This is a genomic window from Microvirga vignae, assembly GCF_001017175.1.
In the GTDB taxonomy this organism is placed as follows: domain Bacteria; phylum Pseudomonadota; class Alphaproteobacteria; order Rhizobiales; family Beijerinckiaceae; genus Microvirga; species Microvirga vignae.
Window position 1 is genome coordinate 59,124 of sequence record NZ_LCYG01000017.1, and the last position, 18,113, is coordinate 77,236.

Here is an 18,113-nt window from a genome sequence, read left to right on the forward strand (position 1 = left end):
TTTATGGAGCAGGTTTGGAGAATTCGCTTAACTTGCGCTACCCGCCCCAAATCCTCGAAGAGATCCGCGCCCGACTGCCGGTTTCGGCCGTCGTGGGCAAGCGCGTGCGCTTGAAGAAGGCGGGGCGGGAGTGGAAGGGGCTGTCGCCCTTCAACGCGGAGAAGACGCCGTCCTTCTATGTGAACGACCAGAAGCAGTTCTATCACTGCTTCTCCTCCGGCAAGCACGGCGACATCTTCACCTTCGTCATGGAGACCGAGGGGCTCTCCTTCCCCGAGGCCGTGGAGCGGCTGGCGGCGGAGGCCGGGGTGCCCCTGCCCAAGCTTGGCCCTGAGGACCGGGCGGAGGAGGTGAAGCGCAGGACGCTCTACGACGCCATGGAAATGGCGACGGAGTTCTTCGAGGCTTCCCTCCAGGGCCGTTTCGGCATGAAGCCTCGCGATTACTTGGCCGGTCGCAGTTTGAGCCCGGAGACGCAGAAGCGCTTCCGCATCGGCTATGCGCCGCCGGAGCGCTTTGCCCTTCGTGACTACTTGGCCTCCAAGGGCATCTCCATCGAGATGATGATTGAGGCGGGACTCGTCTATTCGGGCGAGGACGTGAAGGTGCCGTACGACCGCTTCCGCGACCGGGTGATGTTCCCGATCTGCGACGTCCGCGGCCGCGTGATCGCCTTCGGCGGGCGCGCCATGAGCGCGGATGCGCCGGCGAAGTACCTGAACTCGCCGGATACGCCGCTCTTCAACAAGGGGCGGCTTCTCTATAACTACCATCTTGCTCGCCAGCCCGCGCATGATCGGGGCACGGTGATTGCGGTCGAGGGCTATGTGGACGTGATTTCGTTGAGCGTCGCGGGTTTTCCCAATGCGGTCGCCCCGCTTGGGACGGCGCTTACGGAGGACCAGCTTGCCCTCCTGTGGCGCCTCTCCGAGGAGCCGATCCTGTGCTTTGACGGTGACAAGGCCGGGCAGCGGGCCGCCTATCGCGCTCTTGAGACGGCCCTACCGAACCTTTCCGCCGGCAAATCCCTGCGCTTTGCCATCCTGCCGGAGGGGCAGGACCCGGACGATCTCGCCCGTTCCGGCGGGCGGCCCGCCATCGAGCGGGTTCTGGCGTCAGCGAGGCCCCTGGTGGACATTCTCTGGTCCCGGGAGACCGAGGTCGGCCCCCTCGATACCCCGGAGCGTCGGGCGGCCCTGGAGCGGCGGCTTCGCGAATCACTGGCACTGATTCGCGACGAGACCCTGAAGAAATACTACCGGGAGGAGGTCGAAAGCCGCCTTGCGGCCTTGAATCCTGCCCCCCGGGCAGGGCGGTTCGCCCGCCAGGGCGGGGGAGGGCGGCGCGACTTCCGCGGGCCTGCTCCGACCACGCCGAGCGCCCGTTTGAGCGTCTCGCCGCTCCTGGCGCGCAGCCCTCTTTTCACCGGCGGAACGGCGGAAAGCCCCCGGGAGGCGATGATCCTCTGCGCCTTCCTAGTGCACCCGGAGCTCCTGCAAAATCACGCAGAAACCCTTGCAGATCTTGAACTTGAGGGACGCTCTGCCCAAATGATGCGCAGTCTCCTGCTGGATAGCGCCGCCAGCGGCGACCCAGCCGATCCTAACGTGATGCAGACCCGCCTGGAGCGTGCCGGACTGACCCAGGCGGCGGACAGGCTGAACGCTTTGGTCCGTCCTGGCGACCGCTGGATGCTCGATCCGCATGCGGATCCCTTGCGGCTTGAAGACGCATTGAGGCAAGCCATCACCTTGCATCGTCGTGCGCGCACGTTACATAGCGAGCTTCGGGCCGCCGAGCGCGCGCTCGCCGAAGAGGACAACGAGGCCAATCTCGCCTGGCTGCGAGAGGTCCAAAACCAACTGTCCTCCGTCGAGGGTGCCGAGGCCGACTTGGACAAGAACGGGTCCGCTGGGGGAGCCGGTTTCTAGCGCATCGTGCGGAAAAGCGGACCCGGTTTTCCGCTCAAAACGATGCGCTGTTGAAATAGGAGCATCGGATCGATCCCAGAAGTGGAGCCCACTTTCGGGTCCGATGCTCAGGACAGGGTGCGGCCCAATGCGGGCGGGAGATGGTTAACGGTTAGTCAATTGACTTGCTGTTGAATGGTCAGGAATTTCCGGGTGGCCGGGCCTACAGGCCTTGCTGCCCATTCGCGCATCGAAAGTCCCGCTGGGGGGACCGACGGGGCGCTGGAGTAGAGCGAAGCATGGCAACGAAGGCAACCGAACGGGACGAAGGCGAGACGACAGCTCCGGAGCAAACGAGCGACGGGCCTCTGCTCGACCTGAGCGATGCCGCCGTTAAACGGATGATCAAGCTCGCGAAGAAGCGCGGGTATGTCACGTATGATGAGCTGAATGAGGTTCTGCCTCCGGAGGAGTTCTCCTCGGAGCAGATCGAGGACGTGCTCGGCCAGCTCTCCGAGATGGGTATCAACGTCGTCGAGTCGGAAGAGACGGAAGAGGGCGCTCAGGCCGAGGCCGAGGAGGACGAGGCCGAGGGCGGCGATCTCGTCGAGGCATCGCAGACCCGCGCCGTCGCGGTCCGCGAGACCACGACCAAGGAGCCGACCGACCGCACGGACGATCCGGTGCGCATGTATCTGCGCGAGATGGGCTCGGTGGAGCTTCTCTCCCGCGAGGGCGAAATCGCGATCGCCAAGCGCATCGAGGCCGGCCGCGAGGCGATGATCGCGGGCCTCTGCGAAAGCCCGCTGACCTTCCAGGCGATCATCATCTGGCGCGACGAGCTCGTCGAAGGCCGGGTGCTCCTGCGCGACATCATCGATCTCGAAGCAACCTACGCAGGCCCCGACGGCAAGGGCGCGCCCAAGGTGGATGCGCTTTCCGACGAGAGCGAGGATGAGCCGGCCGAGACCGAGGAGGGCATGACCCCGCCCGAGGGCGAGATGGACGACGAGGACATGGAGAACAACGTGTCGCTCTCGGCCATGGAAGCCGAGCTGAAGCCGCGCGTTCTCGAGACCTTCGACTCCATCGCCGACAACTACAAGAAGCTGCGCCGCCTGCAGGTCGAGCATGTGGAGCAGCGCATGCAGAACAAGCAGCTGACGCCGGCCCAGGAGCGCAAGTACCGCGAGCTGAAAGCCGACATCGTCGCTGCGGTGAAGTCGCTGTCGCTCAACAACAACCGCATCGAAGCGCTGGTCGAGCAGCTCTACGACATCAACAAGCGCCTCATCTCGCATGAAGGCCGCCTGATGCGTCTGGCCGAGAGCCACGGCGTCGCGCGCGAAGAGTTCCTCAGGCACTACCAGGGCTGGGAACTCGATCCCAAGTGGGTGCTGCGCGTCTCCAAGCTCGGCGGCAAGGGCTGGAAGGACTTCGTCGCCAAGGCGAAGGACCAGATCCACGACCTGCGCGAGCAGATCCACAATCTGGCAAGCGAGACCGGCCTGGAGATCCAGGAATTCCGCCGCATCGTCATGATGGTGCAGAAGGGTGAGCGCGAGGCACGCCAGGCGAAGAAGGAGATGATCGAGGCGAACCTGCGTCTCGTGATCTCCATCGCCAAGAAGTACACGAACCGCGGCCTGCAGTTCCTGGACCTGATCCAGGAGGGCAATATCGGCCTCATGAAGGCGGTCGATAAGTTCGAGTACCGTCGCGGCTACAAGTTCTCGACCTACGCCACGTGGTGGATTCGTCAGGCGATCACCCGCTCCATCGCGGACCAGGCGCGCACGATCCGCATCCCGGTGCACATGATCGAGACGATCAACAAGATCGTCCGCACGTCGCGCCAGATGCTGCACGAGATCGGCCGCGAGCCTACTCCGGAGGAATTGGCCGAGAAGCTCGCCATGCCGCTGGAGAAGGTGCGCAAGGTGCTGAAGATCGCCAAGGAGCCGATCTCGCTCGAGACGCCGATCGGCGACGAGGAGGATTCACACCTCGGCGATTTCATCGAGGACAAGAACGCGATCCTGCCGATCGACGCGGCGATCCAATCGAACCTGCGCGAGACCACCACGCGTGTTCTCGCCTCGCTCACGCCGCGCGAGGAGCGCGTGCTGCGCATGCGCTTCGGCATCGGCATGAACACCGACCACACCCTCGAAGAGGTCGGCCAGCAGTTCTCGGTGACCCGCGAGCGTATCCGTCAGATCGAGGCGAAGGCGCTGCGCAAGCTCAAGCACCCCTCGCGGAGCCGCAAGCTCCGGAGCTTCCTCGACAACTGAGCGAACGAGAAAAGGCGGGCTTCCAGGCCCGCCTTTTTCGTATGCGCTCGTTTATGCAGCGAGAGCAAAAGTCACGCTACCGGCTGCGATGGCCGCAAGGCTCGCGCCGGAGACGATCCACCCGGCTTTTCCCGCGCCTAAGCTGAATGTCATGCCCGCTTTCACGAGCGTGTTGACGGCAACGGCGATGCCGATGCCGAGCGCTGCGGTCGTGACCGTGACGCCGTCCCGCGACAGGCGCGCGAGGGAGAGCGTGATCGCATCCACATCCGCGATGCCGGAGAGAGCGGCGAGAACGGTGAGGCCCGCATCGCCCATAAGATTGCTGACCACTTTCGCGAGCAGGCTGATGATCGCGATGAGCGCTGCGAATTGCAGGGCCATACCGAGATCGAAGGGGTTCCTGATGCTGAGCTGAGGGCATTCCTTGCTTCCTTTGCCGTAGGTGAGGAAAAGCAGGCCGGACACAATGATCAGAACGAGGCCCGCTGCGCCCAGGGGCCAGGCGAGCGGAAGCAGGAGCGCATCGTTCAAGGCGCTCGCCACGATCAGAACGCGTGCGACCATGACGAAGCCGGAGAGAAGAATGCCGGCGGAAAGCAACGGGCTTGCTGCCGGGTGCTCACGCGCCATGCGCGCGAGTGTCACGGTCGTGGCCGTCGATGAGGCAAGGCCGCCTGCAAGCGCTGCGAGCGCCACGCCTGCTTGGCTTCCCATGATGCGAACGGCCACGTAACCGGCAAACGAGATGGCGGCGATGATGATGGCCAGCAACCAGATCTCGGAGGGATTGACGGCATTCCACGGATCGACCGCTCTGTCCGGCAGAAGCGGCAGCGCGAGAAATGTCATTGCGAGCAGGATGAGGACGGAGCGGATCTCCAGCCATGTCAGCCGCCTGAGCCACGTGTGGAGCGGCTGCTTGAGAGCAAGGATGAGCGTGACGATGACGCCGGCCGCAATAGCGACCTGGAGATCCCCGAGCACCGTATAGGCGCCAAGCGAGAAAGTGATGAGGGCTGCAACGACTCCTGTGACACTGAAGTTCTGCTCCGTCTTGGCTTCGAGCCAAGCGAAGGCCCCGAAGGCGAGCGCGAAGCCGAGAAAGGACAGCCCTAAGAACATGGGGCTCGTATAGCCTGCCAGAATTGCCGACAACGCACCGAGAAGAGCCACCAGCGTATAGGTCCGCAGGCCCGCCGTGCGCTCTCCCTCTGCCTCCTCGCGTCGTTGCCAGCCGCGTTCGAGGCCGACGAGAAGTCCAATGGCAAGCGCTACGCCCAAGCGCAGAAGAAGAGACGTATCGTTCATAGTCCGATCTGCTTTGGAGCAAGCCATGAAGACACGGGATCGCTGCCTCTCGGACCTGCTCTTTCCTTACTTGGTAGCACGGCCAAGCTCAGGGAAACAGTTCCCATGCAAGCCGCCGGATAATGATCTGCCAAGCTCCGCCGTAGGCGGTATATAGGGACATGTATTCGCGCGCCGTCGCCAAGGGCTGCCCATGATCGTCAGTTTAACTCTCATTCTTCTGTGCCAGCTTCTCGGCGAGGTGATTGCCAGAGGTTCGGGCTGGCCGGTTCCCGGGCCTGTTCTGGGAATGCTGATCCTGCTCGTCGTGCTGAGCCTGCGGGACCGGATCAGAAAAGCGGTGCCGGAGTTCGGGAGAGCCCTCGATTCTACGGGCAAGGGGCTGCTCGCGCATCTCTCGCTCCTGTTCATCCCCGCGAGCGTCGGCGTCGTGCAGCGGTTCGATGTGCTGGCGGCCCATGGTGTCGGGCTCGTGGTGGCGTTGGTTGTCTCGACCTTCATCACTCTCGTCGTGACGGTCGTCACCTTCGTCGTCGTGTCGCGCCTGAGCGGCTCGTCCATGGACGCGAACGATGAGGTCAGGGCAGGGGAGAGGCCATGAGCGATCAGGCCTTCTCCCTCTGGGTTTATCTCTCGCAGACGCCGTTGCTCTGGCTCGTCGTGACGCTGGGCGCTTACGTGATTGCGGATCGGATGTCGCAAGCCTTCGGGCGACATCCATTGTGCAATCCGGTTCTGGTCTCTGTCGTTGCGGTTGCGCTCGTGCTCTGGGTCACGGGAACATCGTACCCGGTCTATTTCGAAGGCGCGAAGTTCGTGCACTTCCTCCTCGGCCCCGCCACGGTTGCGCTTGCCATTCCGCTCTATGAGAACCGTCGCGTCGTGTTGCGGGCCATCGTGCCCATGGTGGCGGCACTGATCGTAGGCTCCGTCACGGCCATCGTGTCCGCTGTCGTTGCCGCGCAATTCTTCGACATGCCGAAATCCGTTCTCATCTCGCTGGCGCCGAAATCGGTCACTGCACCCGTAGGCATGGGCATCACGGAAACGCTCGGCGGTGATCCGGCTCTCACGGCCATTCTCATCATGCTCACGGGTGTCATCGGCTCCGTCATGGTGACGCCGCTCATGAATGCGCTTCATATGAAGGATTGGCGCGCGCGTGGCTTTGCCGTGGGCCTGGCCTCGCATGGCATCGGGACGGCCAGGGCTTTTCAGGTACATTCGTTGGCCGGCACCTTCGCCGGTATCGCCATGGGTCTCAATGCGCTCGTCACGGCCCTGTTGCTGCCGATCGTGCTGAAATGGCTGATCGGTTGATCACGGGATTGGCGCATCGGCAGGCGTGAGCCCGTTCGGAACCGTGCTGCCGGTGCCCTGCGGCTCTTGTTTTCCTTCGAGCGCGGGGATGATGTTGTCTGCTACGAGCGCGTGAAGCTCGCCGACATAATTGTCCTCGCGTGAAGGCTCCGTCGGGTCCGAGGTCATGACCACAGTCATCCCGAGGCTCGGTGCCACATAGATCATCTGCCCGCCAAAGCCCCAGGCGTAGTAGACACGATGGCCGCGCATCTCGCGCATGAACCAGCCATAGCCGTAGCTGTCGCCCGTGTAGACCGATGCGGTGCGAGGCTCCCACGACTCCGTCACCCAGCTCTCCGGCACAACGCGCTTGCCGTCGATGGTGCCGCCCTGACGATACATCTCGCCGAAACGCAGGAGGGCACGGGGCGACAATGCCATCTCGTTCCCGCCAAGATAGATGCCTTGCGGATCGCGGGTCCACGGCGGCACCGTGATGCCGAGAGGCTCGCCTAGCCACTCGCGCGCCAGTTCCAGAGTGCTGCGTTTCGATGCCCGGGTCAGTGCGGCGGAAAGCAGATGCGTGCTGCCTGTCGAATAGAGCATGCGCCCGCCAGGCTCATCCACAAAGGGGCGGCTCAGCGCATGGCGCACCCAGTTGCTGCTGCTCACCCATGAACCGTAGTTGCGTCCGGAGGTTCGCTCCAGGCCTGCCCGCATGGACAGGAGGTGGCCGATGGTGATCTGCCTCACGCGCTCATCGGCATCAGGCGGGATGCTCCGGTCCAGAATCTCCGCGATGGGCTGGTCGACGCCTTTGAAAACACCACGCTCGATGGCGATGCCGACGAGAGCGGACAGAACGGTCTTGGACGCAGATTTGATGTTGGTCGGCCGCTCCAAGCTGGAGCCGTTGAAAGCTTCCTCGGCCACGATCCGTCCCTCGCGGGAAACGATCAAGGAGCGGAGGTTTTCGAGGCTCCTGGCGCGCTCGATGCTTTCCTTCAGAGGCTGCACCTCCGATGTTCCCGATTGTGGTGCGGGACCCGGTTGCGCCGAAGCGCAGAAGGCCGGCGCCATCAGGAAAGCCAAGGTCAAGGGCAATCCGAGAGGGGAGAGAAACATCGAAAATATCATGCGAGATCATGTGCATCCATGCCCGCGAATAAGATGGAGCAGGGGGAAGCGTTCCGGCATGGCGACCTGCCACACATCATTGTGAGGGCCCTCTGCGATGCGCCTATGCAGCCACACCACGACGGCCCTGCGCTTGGGGCAATTGTGCTTTGTGGACCCATCGACTATTTGCGCTTCAAATTCGTAAATAGGAATCTATCTACATGATAAGTTCGTGGTTTAAGCAGCCTCTCTGGCAAAGGGTCGCCGTGGGCTTTGCCCTCGGCATCCTGGCCGGCATCCTGGCAGGAGAGCAGGCAGCGGTCTGGTTCAAGCCGTTGGGCGATCTCTACCTGAACCTCGTGCGGATGATCGTGATCCCGCTCGTGTTCTTCACCATCACCTCCAGTGTCGCGAAGCTCGCCGAGGCGGGCAATGTCGCGCGCCTGGGCCTGCGGACGCTCTTCTGGTTCATCGCCACCTCGGCCATCGCGGTTGTCGTGGGTATCGCGTTCGGCCATCTCATCGATCCCGGCGTCGGCTTGTCGAACCTGCCGCTCGGCGAGGTGAAGCCGCGCACGATCCCGACGCCTCTCGAGGTGCTGATTGGCATCGTTCCGACCAACCCGATCAAGGCCATGGCCGACACGAACGTGCTCCAGGTCCTCTTCTTCTCAGGGATCGTCGGTGCGGCTCTCGTCTCGCTTGGAGACAAGACGGCTGCCATTCGCAACGTGATCGATCAGGGCGCGACGCTGGTCTTCCGCATCACGCGCTGGGTCCTGCAGCTCACGCCGATCGGCACGTTCGGCCTTATCGCCTGGGTCGTCGGCAAGTACGGCATTTCCTCACTGCTGCCGTTGGCCAAGTTCATCGCGGCGATGTATCTCGCCTGCCTGTTCCACATCATCGTGGTCTATGGCGGCCTGCTGAAGTTGCATGGCCTCAAGGTCGGCCGCTTCCTCAAGGGCGCGCTGCCTGCACAGCAGATGGCCTTTGCAACTTCGTCGAGCCTGGCCACGCTCCCGATGAGCCTGCGCGTTGCCGTGGAGAAGCTCGGTGTGCCGCAGAGCTACGCGAGCTTTGCCGTGCCGCTTGGAGCGAATGTCAAGATGGATGGCTGCGGCGCGATCTATCCTGCCATCGCTTCCATCTTCATCGCCCAGTATTTCGGTCTGGATCTGTCGCTGACGCAATATGTGCTCATCGGCCTGACCGCTGTTCTCGGCTCGCTCGGCACGGCAGGCGTGCCTGGCACATCCATCGTGATGCTCACGCTGACCTTGAGCACGGCAGGACTGCCCCTCGAAGGGATCGGCTACATCGTCGCGATCGACCGCGTGGTCGACATGATGCGCACCATGACCAATGTCACAGGTCAGATTCTTGTGCCTGTGATCGTGGCGAAGGAGGAGCGTATTCTCGATCAGGCCGTTTATGACGGCACGATCAGCACGCCTGCAGCTCAAGGCGAGCAGGTTCTCGTGGCTGCCGAGTAAGGGTTCGGTCTCTTCCAGAATAGAAAAAGGCGGGCTCCAGGCCCGCCTTTTTCATGGGTCAGAACAGGAAGTCGGCTGCGCCGATGAGAGCCTTCTGCGTGTTCAGCAGCATGATCGTCTGACCGTTCCCTTTGATGATCACGTCATCGGCAATGCCGTCGCCGTCCGCGTGGCCCTGCGTGACGGAAAGGGTGCTGAAGCTCAAGGCATTCCCGCGCAGATCGATGCGGTCGATGGTGTCCTGGAAGCCGACGATCTTGTCGGCGCCCCATGAGCCGACGAAGCGGAACGTGTCTCCATCGAGGCCTCCGCTGAGGACGTCATTGCCGGCGCCGCCGTCGAGCACATCCCTGCCGCCTTCGCCGTAGAGAGTATCGTTCTCGGTGCCGCCCTTCAGCGTGTCGTTGCCGGTGCGGCCATAGAGCTTGTCGTTGCCTCCGGAGCCATTGATCGCATCCACGCCCGTCGTGCCGTACAAGGTATTGGCAAGCGTGGTGCCGTTGATGATCTTGATCATGGCAGGGTCGATGAGATCGAGCTTCACGTTGTTGGCCCCGACGGTCACCTGTTTCGTGGTCGAGACGATGCCACCCCCGGAGAACGTGACCTTGTAGGTACCTGCCGCCAGAGCCAGGCTGTAGCCGCCCGCGCTCTGCGACGTGGTGGTGTAGCGCGCGCCCGTGGAGCTCACGGCGGTGATCGTCACGCCGCCCAAGGCTTCGCCGACATCGTAGAAGCGGTCGCCATCCTTGTCGTCCATGGTGACGCCGGTGAGAAAGATCTTCGAGCCGGAGCGCGCGAAGTTCTGGGTGGCGAAGGCCGCATCCCAGCCCTGATAAGCGCCGGTGTTGAAGCCGATGCCGATCTCGCGGAATGAGCCGTTGAGGATATTGGCCTTGTGGCCCGCGCTGTTCATGAGATTGGTGTGCAGGAGCTGAACCTCGTCCTGGTACCCCGCAGGAGAACGGGTGCTCGCCCACGCGATGTTCTCGGCCGATGACCAGGAGCCGCTGAAGACGTAGCCCGCGCTCTTCATGCGCGTCGTCGGAGACGAGCCGTTCACGCCCGTATGGGAGAACGTGTCGGTCGCGATCATCCAGCTGGTGTGGGAATCGGCGGAGCTGTTCAGATACCCGTTGAAGGCGAGAGGCTGAGCGCCGACCTTGGCTCGCGCCGCATTCACCAGTTCGAGCATGAGCTGCTCGTAAGCCGTTGCCTGTGACATGAAGAATGCCCCTTATGTCTTGATCTTCTCGGAGCCGGTTCGTCCGTGCTCCCTTCATCGGGGCGGCTTAGGTTTCAAATGAGAAGAACTTGTGGCAGCGTCGTTTGCATCTCGGACCGCCTCGATCTTGGCGGTACGGGCAATCTGCATGCCTTTCGAGCTTTACCGCAGGAGCGGTGACGATTGATGGGGTGGATGACGTGAAAGGCGCTGGATTCGCGAGAAGGCTCCTATAGTTATGACCAATCATCCGTCCCTGAGGCCAGGTGCATCGCAGGAGCCCTCATGTCCGAACGCGTGATCAAGGATGATCAGCCCCGCGTCTATTTCGACTGCAACAAGTGCCCGGCTTTCTGCTGCTCGATCTACGAGCGCGTGGTGGTCACGAGGCGCGACATCACGCGGCTGGCGAAGCATTTCGGGGTGTCCTTCGAGGAGGCCCGCGAACGCTACACCGCGGATTTCGAGGGCGAGCGCGTGCTCAAGCGGGTGCAGGACAGGATCTTCGAGCAGACCTGCATGTTCCTTGATCAGAAGACCCGTGGCTGCTCGATCTATCATGGGCGCCCGGCAGTCTGCCGCTCCTACCCGGGCCGCTCGCGCTGCGTCTATTACGATGTGCTGCGCTTCGAGCGGAGCACGCAGGGCGACGAGAGCGTCATTCCCCTGATCAAGATCACCTTCCACGAGGTCGAGGAGGAGATCGAGCCTTACGCGGATGGACCGGAGCGGGTCTATGAATGGGACGAGAAGGAAAAAGACTAAGGCCTGATGCAGGGACAACAGCCCTGCCTTGCAGGATCAGCTGACCTTCGACGCGGACAATCTGGTATATAGTCGGCTTGGAAACGCCTTAAGCAGGCCGGGCGGAGCTTGGCCTTGATAACCCAAGAACGCCCATGGACACCAAGTCGCCTACCTTTGCCGCCGCTCCCGCTCGTGTCTCTGTTGAGCGGGTCGCCGTCCCAATCCTTGCGGCAATCAGCGTCTCTCACCTCCTGAATGACCTGATCCAATCCCTGCTGCCGGCGATCTATCCGATCCTCAAGGCGAACTTCCATCTCGATTTCGGCCAGATCGGCCTGTTGACGCTCACCTTCCAGCTCACCGCCTCCCTGCTGCAGCCGCTGGTCGGCACCTATACCGACAAGAAGCCGCAGCCTTTCTCCCTGGTCTTGGGCATGGGCTTCACGCTCGTCGGCCTGCTCACCCTCTCGCAGGCGGGTTCCTATCCGCTTCTGCTTGTCGGTGCGGCGCTGGTGGGCATGGGCTCCTCCGTGTTCCATCCGGAATCCTCCCGCGTCGCCCGCATGGCCTCCGGCGGTCGGCATGGTCTGGCGCAGTCCGTGTTCCAGGTGGGCGGCAATGCGGGCTCGGCCCTCGGGCCGCTGCTTGCGGCCTTCATCGTCGTGCCGTTCGGACAGTCGAGCATCGCGTGGTTCTCCGTCGTGGCGCTGCTCGCCATGATCATCCTGTTCAATGTGGGACGCTGGTACCGCGCGAAGCTCGCGGATCTCAAAGCCAAGCCACGGGCTGCCACGACGTCCTCGACCCTGTCGAAAAAGCGCATCGCCATGTCGATCGCGATCCTGATGCTGCTCGTGTTCTCGAAGAATTTCTATACCGCCAGCATCTCCAGCTACTTCACCTTCTATCTCATCTCCAAGTTCCAGGTATCGGTGCAGGAAGCGCAGATCTATCTCTTCGTGTTCCTCGGAGCCATCGCCGCCGGCACGGTGATCGGCGGGCCCATCGGCGACAGGATCGGGCGGCGCTACGTGATCTGGATCTCGATCCTCGGCGTGCTGCCGTTCACGCTGATGCTGCCTTACGCCAACCTGCTCTGGACGACGGTGCTCAGCGTCATTATCGGCCTCGTGCTGGCCTCCGCCTTCTCGGCCATCCTCGTCTATGCGACGGAGCTGGTGCCCGGGCGTGTCGGCACCATTGCGGGCCTGTTCTTCGGCCTCTCATTCGGCATGGGCGGCTTGGGCGCGGCGGTGCTCGGCCAGCTCGCCGACATGACGAGCATCGAGACGGTCTACAAGATCGTGTCGTTCCTGCCGGCCATCGGCCTTCTCACCTACTTCCTGCCGAAGATCGAGAAGGCACGGGCATAAGCACTCGAGGGCTCTCTACAGAGCGAGCTGCGCTTGCGCCGGGTCGTGTGCAAGGGGCATGGCCTGCCCGGTCATGCGCCGCTCATGCTCGAGCAGCCACTTCTTGCGCCAGATCTTCCCGCCATAGCCGGTCAGCGATCCATCGGCACCGATCACGCGATGACAGGGGACGATGATGGCCACCTGATTGGCTCCGTTGGCCCGCGCGACGGCGCGCGGCGCATCAGGGCGTCCGATGGAGCGGGCGATCTCGCCATAGCTGCGCGTGCTGCCGAGAGGGATTTGCCGCAAGGCCTCCCACACCGTCGCCTCAAAGGCGCTTCCCCGCTGCACGACCGGTATGCCGAAAGTGAGCAACCGGCCGGAAAAATACGTCTCGACCTGACGCGCCAGTTCTTCAAGCACAGGGCTGTTCCCGAAGCAGATCGGACCGACGCGCGTTCGAAGCCGGTTGATCTCGGTGGGAAGCGCCGTCCGGTCGGCAAATTCGAGCAGTTGCACGCCCCTATCGTCCACGATCGCCAACATGGCGCCGATAGGTGTGTCGAGCCATTGTGCGGTGAGAATTGGCCGCCCTGTCGCGCGGGCAGGTGCATCTCCGACGAGCTTGGCGATCGCTTCTCGAAAGCCACTTCCGGATTCGTATCCGGCATCCAATTGAGCATCCATCACGGAGCCTCCCTGCTGCAACCGGCTGACGGCGAGCCCCAGACGGTGGGACCGCGCATATTGGGTGAAGGTCACGCCGTACTCCCGCCGAAAGGCGCGGCGGATGGTGGAGGGATCATATCCAAGATTTTTGAGATCCTCGGTGCTCCATCTCCGCTCGGGCTCGGCTTTGATCCTGTCGCGTAAGGTTTCGACTGCGCCACTAGAGGGCCGCTGCCGATCGACGGGCCTGCATCGCAGGCAGGGACGGAAGCTTGCCTCCTGAGCTTCCTCGCAGCTTCCGAAGAAAACCACGTTGCTGCGCTTCGGCTTGCGGGCCGGACAGGTGAGGCGGCAGAAGATGCCGGTGGTCCTCACGCCCACATAGGCGAACCCTTCGTAAGAAGGATCGCGGGCGATCAGGGCGGTATAGAGAGTATCGTCGTCGCGGAGCATGGTTATCTTTTAGCTGATCCCGTGAGCCCGTGCCGCCGGAAAAGAGGCGTTGATTTTTTACAAGCTAGCGCATCGTGCGGAAAAGTGGCCCCGGTTTTCCGCTTCAACGATGAGCTCATTCTAGAAGGGAGCATCGGATGGATCCCAAAAGTGCAAGTCCACTTTTCTCGTCCGATGCTCTAGCGAGCGGAGGCGACATCCACGCTCAGGCGCATCTCCGGGTGAATGCCGCAGATGATATCGTAGTGGCCCGGCTGGTCGAAGCCGAGGGTCACCGTATCGCCCGGGTTCTGCCCATCCGAGTTGAAACTCGTGTTCGCGCTGTCGACGCGCACATTGTGCGTGCGCGTGTCGTCGTTGAGGATGCGCAGGGCCTCGCCCACCTTGAGCAGGATGGCGCCGGGTGAGAAGCGCCGGTCCTTCTGGCTCACCGTGGTGGTCGAAACCGCCTGTGCCGGTGCACCCCAGGTCATCGTCTTCGGCGGCAGGCTTGCGGGGCGGGGAGGATCGTCGCCGGACAGCGTGTTCAGGAAAGCGACGAGTTGCGCGCGTTCCTTCTCGGAAAGCTCGATTGTATGGGGCAGATCGGCCGAGAGGGTGGGACGCTTCACGATTCCCTCCGCATAATGATCCACCACATCCTCGAAGGTTGCGAGCGAGCCGTCATGCATGTAGGGCGCGGTCCACACGCGCTCACGCAGGCTCGGCGTCTTGAAGGCGTGGTCTGCCGCACTCACGCCGAGGATCGGTCCGCGCCCCTTGTCCTCGCTCGGCAGCCCGATGTCATGAAAGGCTTCATCCGTGAAGCGCCAGCCCTGATGACAGCCGACGCAGCCGGCCTTGCCGACGAAGAGCGAGAAGCCTGAAAGCTCATCTGCATCAAGGGCTTTGTCATCCCCCTTCACCCATTGATCGAAACGCGTTTCGGGTGAGACGAGCGTGCGCTCGAAGGCGGCGATCGCCTTCGTGAGATTGGCGCGCGTGACGGCGGGATCTTCAGGGAAGGCCGCCGCGAAGGATTCTTGCATCAGCGGGTCGGAGCCAAGCGTCTTGATCGCATGCTCAAGATTGCCCGCCATCTCGCGCTTGTTCTCGATGGGGCCTGCTGCCTGTGCCTCGATGCTTCCGGCGCGGCCGTCCCAGAACCAGGAGAGACCCCAGGCCATGTTCCAGAGCGGGGGAGTGCGCCGGTCGAGGGCGGTGCCGTCGAGACCCGTGTGACGATCGACCCCGTCGGAGAACGACAGATCAGCCTGGTGGCAACTGGAGCAGGAGACGTTGCCCGTACCCGACAGCCGTGTGTCTTCGAACAAAGCCGCGCCCAGCTTCACCTTTTCAGGATTGGCGGGATTGTCGGCAGGCTCAGGCGTGTGGTCGGGACGCGCGAAGGCCTTTCGCCAATGCTCGATATCGGGGGAGGTGGATTTCTCCGCCGCTCCCCCGGCGAGCGCGGCGATCATCAGGACGGGCAGGACCCGCCTCAGATGAATCAGACCTTCGCGCGTCATGATGTCAGCGGAAGTTTCCGAGCTGCAGCTCGAACTTGGCGATGGTGCTCAGGAAATCGCTGGCGTCCTTGACCGGCTGCTTGGGTGGCGTCACGGCCGGGAACACGGCCTTCAGCTCGTCGAGGCTGGCCTTGAGCGCCTTTGCCGCATCGGGGTTCTTGGCGCTTGCGTCCCGCATCACTGCACCGACGAGTCGATCAGCCTCGAACACGAAGCCGCGCGCATCCTGGTATTCCACCACGTTGGCGATGCGGTTCTTCTCGATGGCTTCACCATATTCGTCAGCCGCCTGCTGCAGCACTTCGAGAGCCGTCTCCAGCGTGAAGTACATGCCGTTCGTTTCCTTCGACCGCACGGCCGTCTCGGCGGCGGCAAGGCGCTCGTCCAGCGCCGCACGGGCGCGGGTGTAGGCATCCTTGTTCTTCGCCTTCACGGTCTGCGAGAGCGACTTCAGAGCCGCCTGGAACGGAGCGACGTTGAAGGTCTTCAGATCCTCGCGCAGGCCGGCATAGATCTCCTCTTCCGGGTGCAGGAAGTGGGGCAGGGCATCGGCCCAGCGGCCGGCTTCGATCAACTCGTTGCCGACGAGCAGGTGGCCGCGGATCATCTCGATGCCACGATAGAGATGGAGCTGAGGGGCAAGGTTTTCGCCGGAAGCACCGCCTTCGTCTCCTTCGCCATCCATCGATGCGGCAGGCTTGACCGGTGCGCCGTGGCCCTGATGCGCCTGGGCGAGCTGTAGCAGATTCTGATCCGCCTTGGTCTCGAAGGCAGCCTGGGGATAGGCCGTCACATCGGCAGCCTGCGAGGCAATTGGAGCTGCAACCAGAACGGCGGTGCTCAAGCCCGCCCAAATCTTACGCTTTTTCATCATGATCCCCCTCCCGGCGGATCAATGCCACCGGCGGCTAGTTTAGAAAGACTAAAAACTGCTAGTCTTTACAAGCACTTAGCTACATCCTATGAGGGCGGAAGGCAAGTCTGAAGGCTCAAAATCCATGCTCATCACCATCGCGGATATCCTCCCCCCGAACGAGATCGAAGAGATCCGCACCATGCTCGGGTCCATGCGCTTCGAGGATGGGCGCGCGACGGCGGGATGGAGCGCCAAGCTCGTGAAGGACAATGAGCAGGCACGTGAAGGCGCGGCTCTCACGCTCCTGCGCGAGCGGGTCACGAATGCCATTCAATCGAACGAGGTGTTCAACCTCGCCGCGCGGCCGAAGGCGCTGACGCCGCTGCTCTTCAGTCGCTATACGGAAGGCAAGCAATACGGCTCCCATGTGGACAATCCGCTGATGAACGGCGTACGCACGGATGTGTCCTTCACGCTGTTCCTCGCCGATCCCGAGACTTACGATGGCGGCGAGCTCGTCATCGAATCCATGTCGGGTGAAGAAGAGATCAAGTTGCCCGCGGGTCATCTCGTGGCCTACGATTCCACGACACTGCATCGTGTGGCGCCCGTCACGGGTGGCGAGCGCCTCGTCGCGGTTGGCTGGGCGCAGAGCTATGTGCGCGACAGCGCGCAGCGCGAGCTGCTCTTCGACCTTGAGACCGCGCGGCGCAATCTCTTCGCGCAACACGGCAAGACGCCGGAATTCGACCTCCTCGCCAAGAGCAGCGCCAACCTGTTCCGGATGTGGGCTGAGGTTTAGGGGCATGTTGCCTTATTGATAAAGCCTCCCGCCGTCATTCCGTCCCCGGACGTGATCCGGGGATCAGTCCCGGGGATCCACGCCTTCAACCCGAGGGACTCCTTCAGACGTGGATGGCCGCAACGAGTGCGGCCATGACGAGAAAGAGACGGCACAGAGCAAAAAGTCGTGGATAGCCGGCACAAGGCCGGCCATGACGAGGGGACCGAGTGGGCCAAGGCTGATCCCGGATCACGTCCGGGGAAGGCCAGGACGACGTGGGGCAGAATGAGGTCAGAGCGAATTGAACTGAATTTGCCCCGGATCCCTTAAGTCCTACTGCCAGGAGTAATTGAAGCTCACGCTGATGCGCTCGCTGTCCGCCTCGTTCAGCGGGACTTCGTGGCGCAGCCAGCTTTCCCAGAGCAGCACCGTGCCGGGGGCAGGCTTCATATAGGCAAACTGCCGGTTCTCGGGCTTCGCCTTCGCCCTGCGCGGCGGAGCGGCCATCATGAAGCCGAGGCGCGGGTCCTCGAGCTTGAGCGCGCTCGCACCCTCGGGGATCGTCACGTAATAGGTGCCGCTGATCACCGAGTGCGGGTGGATGTGGGAGGTGTGGATGCCGCCGGGAGGCAGGATGTTGATCCACAGGCTGTCCATCACGAGCTTGCGGCCCTGGAGGTCGTATTCCAGCTCCTTGGCGAAAGCCGCCACGTGCTTGTCGATCTCCTTCAGGAGATCCCCGAACACCGGCACACGCCAGGGCAGGTCATTGAGCGAGGCATAGGAGGTGTAGCCCGGATAGCCGTTCTTGGCGCACCAGCGCTGCCCGGCCTCGTCGTCCTCGGCGATGGAGAGACAGGCGGCCTCAAGCTCCGCGTTGCGGCGCTCGGCCTTCACCCCGGTCAGTTCGGCCCGGTAGATCTTGGTGACGAAAAGCGTATCGATTGTTGGCATGGTCCGGCTCTATGACGTCGATGGGCACTCTGTCAAAATGATTGCCCTTTTGAGGCGCATAGCATCTTTTCTCAAGTCACGCCTCCCCATGCCTTGAAGGAAGGATGGAGACAACACACCTTGGCCTCAT

Annotated in this window: 15 protein-coding genes; 8 read left to right on the plus strand and 7 right to left on the minus strand. The window is 62.8% G+C overall.

The genetic code is table 11. From position 1 onward, the window contains the following. The first annotated feature begins 32 nt into the window (after positions 1-32). Positions 33-1,931, plus strand: coding sequence for a DNA primase (gene dnaG / locus AA309_RS07035; RefSeq protein ID WP_047188300.1), 1,899 nt, complete (start codon positions 33-35; stop codon positions 1,929-1,931). A gap of 278 nt (positions 1,932-2,209) precedes the next feature. Continuing rightward, the gene (rpoD, locus tag AA309_RS07040) at positions 2,210-4,204 is read left to right on the plus strand and encodes an RNA polymerase sigma factor RpoD (protein ID WP_047188301.1); all 1,995 of its coding nucleotides are present in this window, start codon (positions 2,210-2,212) and stop codon (positions 4,202-4,204) included. A 51-nt stretch (positions 4,205-4,255) separates the two neighbouring features. Here rpoD and AA309_RS07045 read toward each other — a convergent pair whose 3' ends face one another. Next, positions 4,256-5,515 carry an MgtC/SapB family protein gene (locus tag AA309_RS07045; RefSeq protein WP_047188302.1) on the minus strand — a complete coding sequence of 420 codons (1,260 nt, stop codon included), beginning with the start codon at positions 5,513-5,515 and terminating at the stop codon, positions 4,256-4,258. Positions 5,516-5,708: 193 nt separating this feature from the next. On the opposite strand from AA309_RS07045, the gene AA309_RS07050 reads away from it, so the two are divergent. Both AA309_RS07050 and AA309_RS07055 read left to right on the plus strand, forming a co-directional pair. Beyond that, on the plus strand, positions 5,709-6,116 hold the full coding sequence (locus tag AA309_RS07050; protein WP_047188303.1) for a CidA/LrgA family protein: 408 nt from the start codon (positions 5,709-5,711) through the stop codon (positions 6,114-6,116). Further along, positions 6,113-6,835 carry an LrgB family protein gene (locus AA309_RS07055; protein ID WP_047188304.1) on the plus strand — a complete coding sequence of 241 codons (723 nt, stop codon included), beginning with the start codon at positions 6,113-6,115 and terminating at the stop codon, positions 6,833-6,835. The genes AA309_RS07050 and AA309_RS07055 overlap by 4 nt, the downstream gene beginning before the upstream one ends. Here the strand turns inward: AA309_RS07055 and AA309_RS07060 are convergent, their stop codons facing one another. Continuing rightward, complete coding sequence (locus tag AA309_RS07060; protein ID WP_244470284.1) at positions 6,836-7,942, minus strand: serine hydrolase domain-containing protein; 1,107 nt, start codon at positions 7,940-7,942, stop codon at positions 6,836-6,838. It abuts the gene before it with no gap. Positions 7,943-8,157: 215 nt separating this feature from the next. Here AA309_RS07060 and AA309_RS07070 point away from each other — a divergent pair, with 215 nt between their 5' ends. After that, positions 8,158-9,432: a dicarboxylate/amino acid:cation symporter gene (locus AA309_RS07070; RefSeq protein WP_084730932.1), complete on the plus strand. Its 1,275-nt coding sequence runs from the start codon at positions 8,158-8,160 to the stop codon at positions 9,430-9,432. Positions 9,433-9,490: 58 nt separating this feature from the next. On the opposite strand, the gene AA309_RS07075 is transcribed toward AA309_RS07070, so the two are convergent. Next, a complete protein-coding gene (locus AA309_RS07075; protein ID WP_047188307.1) occupies positions 9,491-10,657 on the minus strand; it encodes a CAP domain-containing protein in 1,167 nt (388 codons plus the stop codon). Positions 10,658-10,942: 285 nt separating this feature from the next. On the opposite strand from AA309_RS07075, the gene AA309_RS07080 reads away from it, so the two are divergent. Then, entirely contained in the window at positions 10,943-11,422 is a 480-nt protein-coding gene (locus tag AA309_RS07080; protein WP_084730934.1) for a YkgJ family cysteine cluster protein, read from the plus strand. A 134-nt stretch (positions 11,423-11,556) separates the two neighbouring features. Then, positions 11,557-12,777 carry an MFS transporter gene (locus AA309_RS07085; protein WP_047188308.1) on the plus strand — a complete coding sequence of 407 codons (1,221 nt, stop codon included), beginning with the start codon at positions 11,557-11,559 and terminating at the stop codon, positions 12,775-12,777. A 15-nt stretch (positions 12,778-12,792) separates the two neighbouring features. On the opposite strand, the gene AA309_RS07090 is transcribed toward AA309_RS07085, so the two are convergent. The 3 genes from AA309_RS07090 to AA309_RS07100 form a co-directional block, all read right to left on the minus strand. Continuing rightward, complete coding sequence (locus tag AA309_RS07090; protein WP_047188309.1) at positions 12,793-13,881, minus strand: bifunctional transcriptional activator/DNA repair enzyme AdaA; 1,089 nt, start codon at positions 13,879-13,881, stop codon at positions 12,793-12,795. A 179-nt stretch (positions 13,882-14,060) separates the two neighbouring features. Further along, a complete protein-coding gene (locus AA309_RS07095; protein WP_047188310.1) occupies positions 14,061-15,389 on the minus strand; it encodes a cytochrome c peroxidase in 1,329 nt (442 codons plus the stop codon). A gap of 4 nt (positions 15,390-15,393) precedes the next feature. Continuing rightward, on the minus strand, positions 15,394-16,263 hold the full coding sequence (locus AA309_RS07100; RefSeq protein WP_047188311.1) for a hypothetical protein: 870 nt from the start codon (positions 16,261-16,263) through the stop codon (positions 15,394-15,396). Positions 16,264-16,387: 124 nt separating this feature from the next. Between AA309_RS07100 and AA309_RS07105 the strand changes: the two genes are divergently transcribed. Next, complete coding sequence (locus tag AA309_RS07105; RefSeq protein ID WP_047188312.1) at positions 16,388-17,047, plus strand: Fe2+-dependent dioxygenase; 660 nt, start codon at positions 16,388-16,390, stop codon at positions 17,045-17,047. A gap of 315 nt (positions 17,048-17,362) precedes the next feature. On the opposite strand, the gene AA309_RS07110 is transcribed toward AA309_RS07105, so the two are convergent. Then, complete coding sequence (locus tag AA309_RS07110) at positions 17,363-17,983, minus strand: TIGR02466 family protein (protein WP_047188313.1); 621 nt, start codon at positions 17,981-17,983, stop codon at positions 17,363-17,365. Positions 17,984-18,113 lie beyond the last annotated feature (130 nt).

Coding starts and splice junctions, on each gene's coding strand:
- AA309_RS07060 (WP_244470284.1), bottom strand. CDS start 7,942: ATGTTTCTCTCCCCTCTCGGATTGCCCTTGACCTTGGCTTTCCTGATG.
- AA309_RS07110 (WP_047188313.1), bottom strand. CDS start 17,983: ATGCCAACAATCGATACGCTTTTCGTCACCAAGATCTACCGGGCCGAA.
- AA309_RS07100 (WP_047188311.1), bottom strand. CDS start 16,263: ATGATGAAAAAGCGTAAGATTTGGGCGGGCTTGAGCACCGCCGTTCTG.
- AA309_RS07070 (WP_084730932.1), top strand. CDS start 8,158: ATGATAAGTTCGTGGTTTAAGCAGCCTCTCTGGCAAAGGGTCGCCGTG.
- AA309_RS07105 (WP_047188312.1), top strand. CDS start 16,388: ATGCTCATCACCATCGCGGATATCCTCCCCCCGAACGAGATCGAAGAG.
- AA309_RS07085 (WP_047188308.1), top strand. CDS start 11,557: ATGGACACCAAGTCGCCTACCTTTGCCGCCGCTCCCGCTCGTGTCTCT.
- AA309_RS07055 (WP_047188304.1), top strand. CDS start 6,113: ATGAGCGATCAGGCCTTCTCCCTCTGGGTTTATCTCTCGCAGACGCCG.
- AA309_RS07090 (WP_047188309.1), bottom strand. CDS start 13,881: ATGCTCCGCGACGACGATACTCTCTATACCGCCCTGATCGCCCGCGAT.
- AA309_RS07045 (WP_047188302.1), bottom strand. CDS start 5,515: ATGAACGATACGTCTCTTCTTCTGCGCTTGGGCGTAGCGCTTGCCATT.
- AA309_RS07080 (WP_084730934.1), top strand. CDS start 10,943: ATGTCCGAACGCGTGATCAAGGATGATCAGCCCCGCGTCTATTTCGAC.
- AA309_RS07050 (WP_047188303.1), top strand. CDS start 5,709: ATGATCGTCAGTTTAACTCTCATTCTTCTGTGCCAGCTTCTCGGCGAG.
- AA309_RS07095 (WP_047188310.1), bottom strand. CDS start 15,389: ATGACGCGCGAAGGTCTGATTCATCTGAGGCGGGTCCTGCCCGTCCTG.
- rpoD (WP_047188301.1), top strand. CDS start 2,210: ATGGCAACGAAGGCAACCGAACGGGACGAAGGCGAGACGACAGCTCCG.
- AA309_RS07075 (WP_047188307.1), bottom strand. CDS start 10,657: ATGTCACAGGCAACGGCTTACGAGCAGCTCATGCTCGAACTGGTGAAT.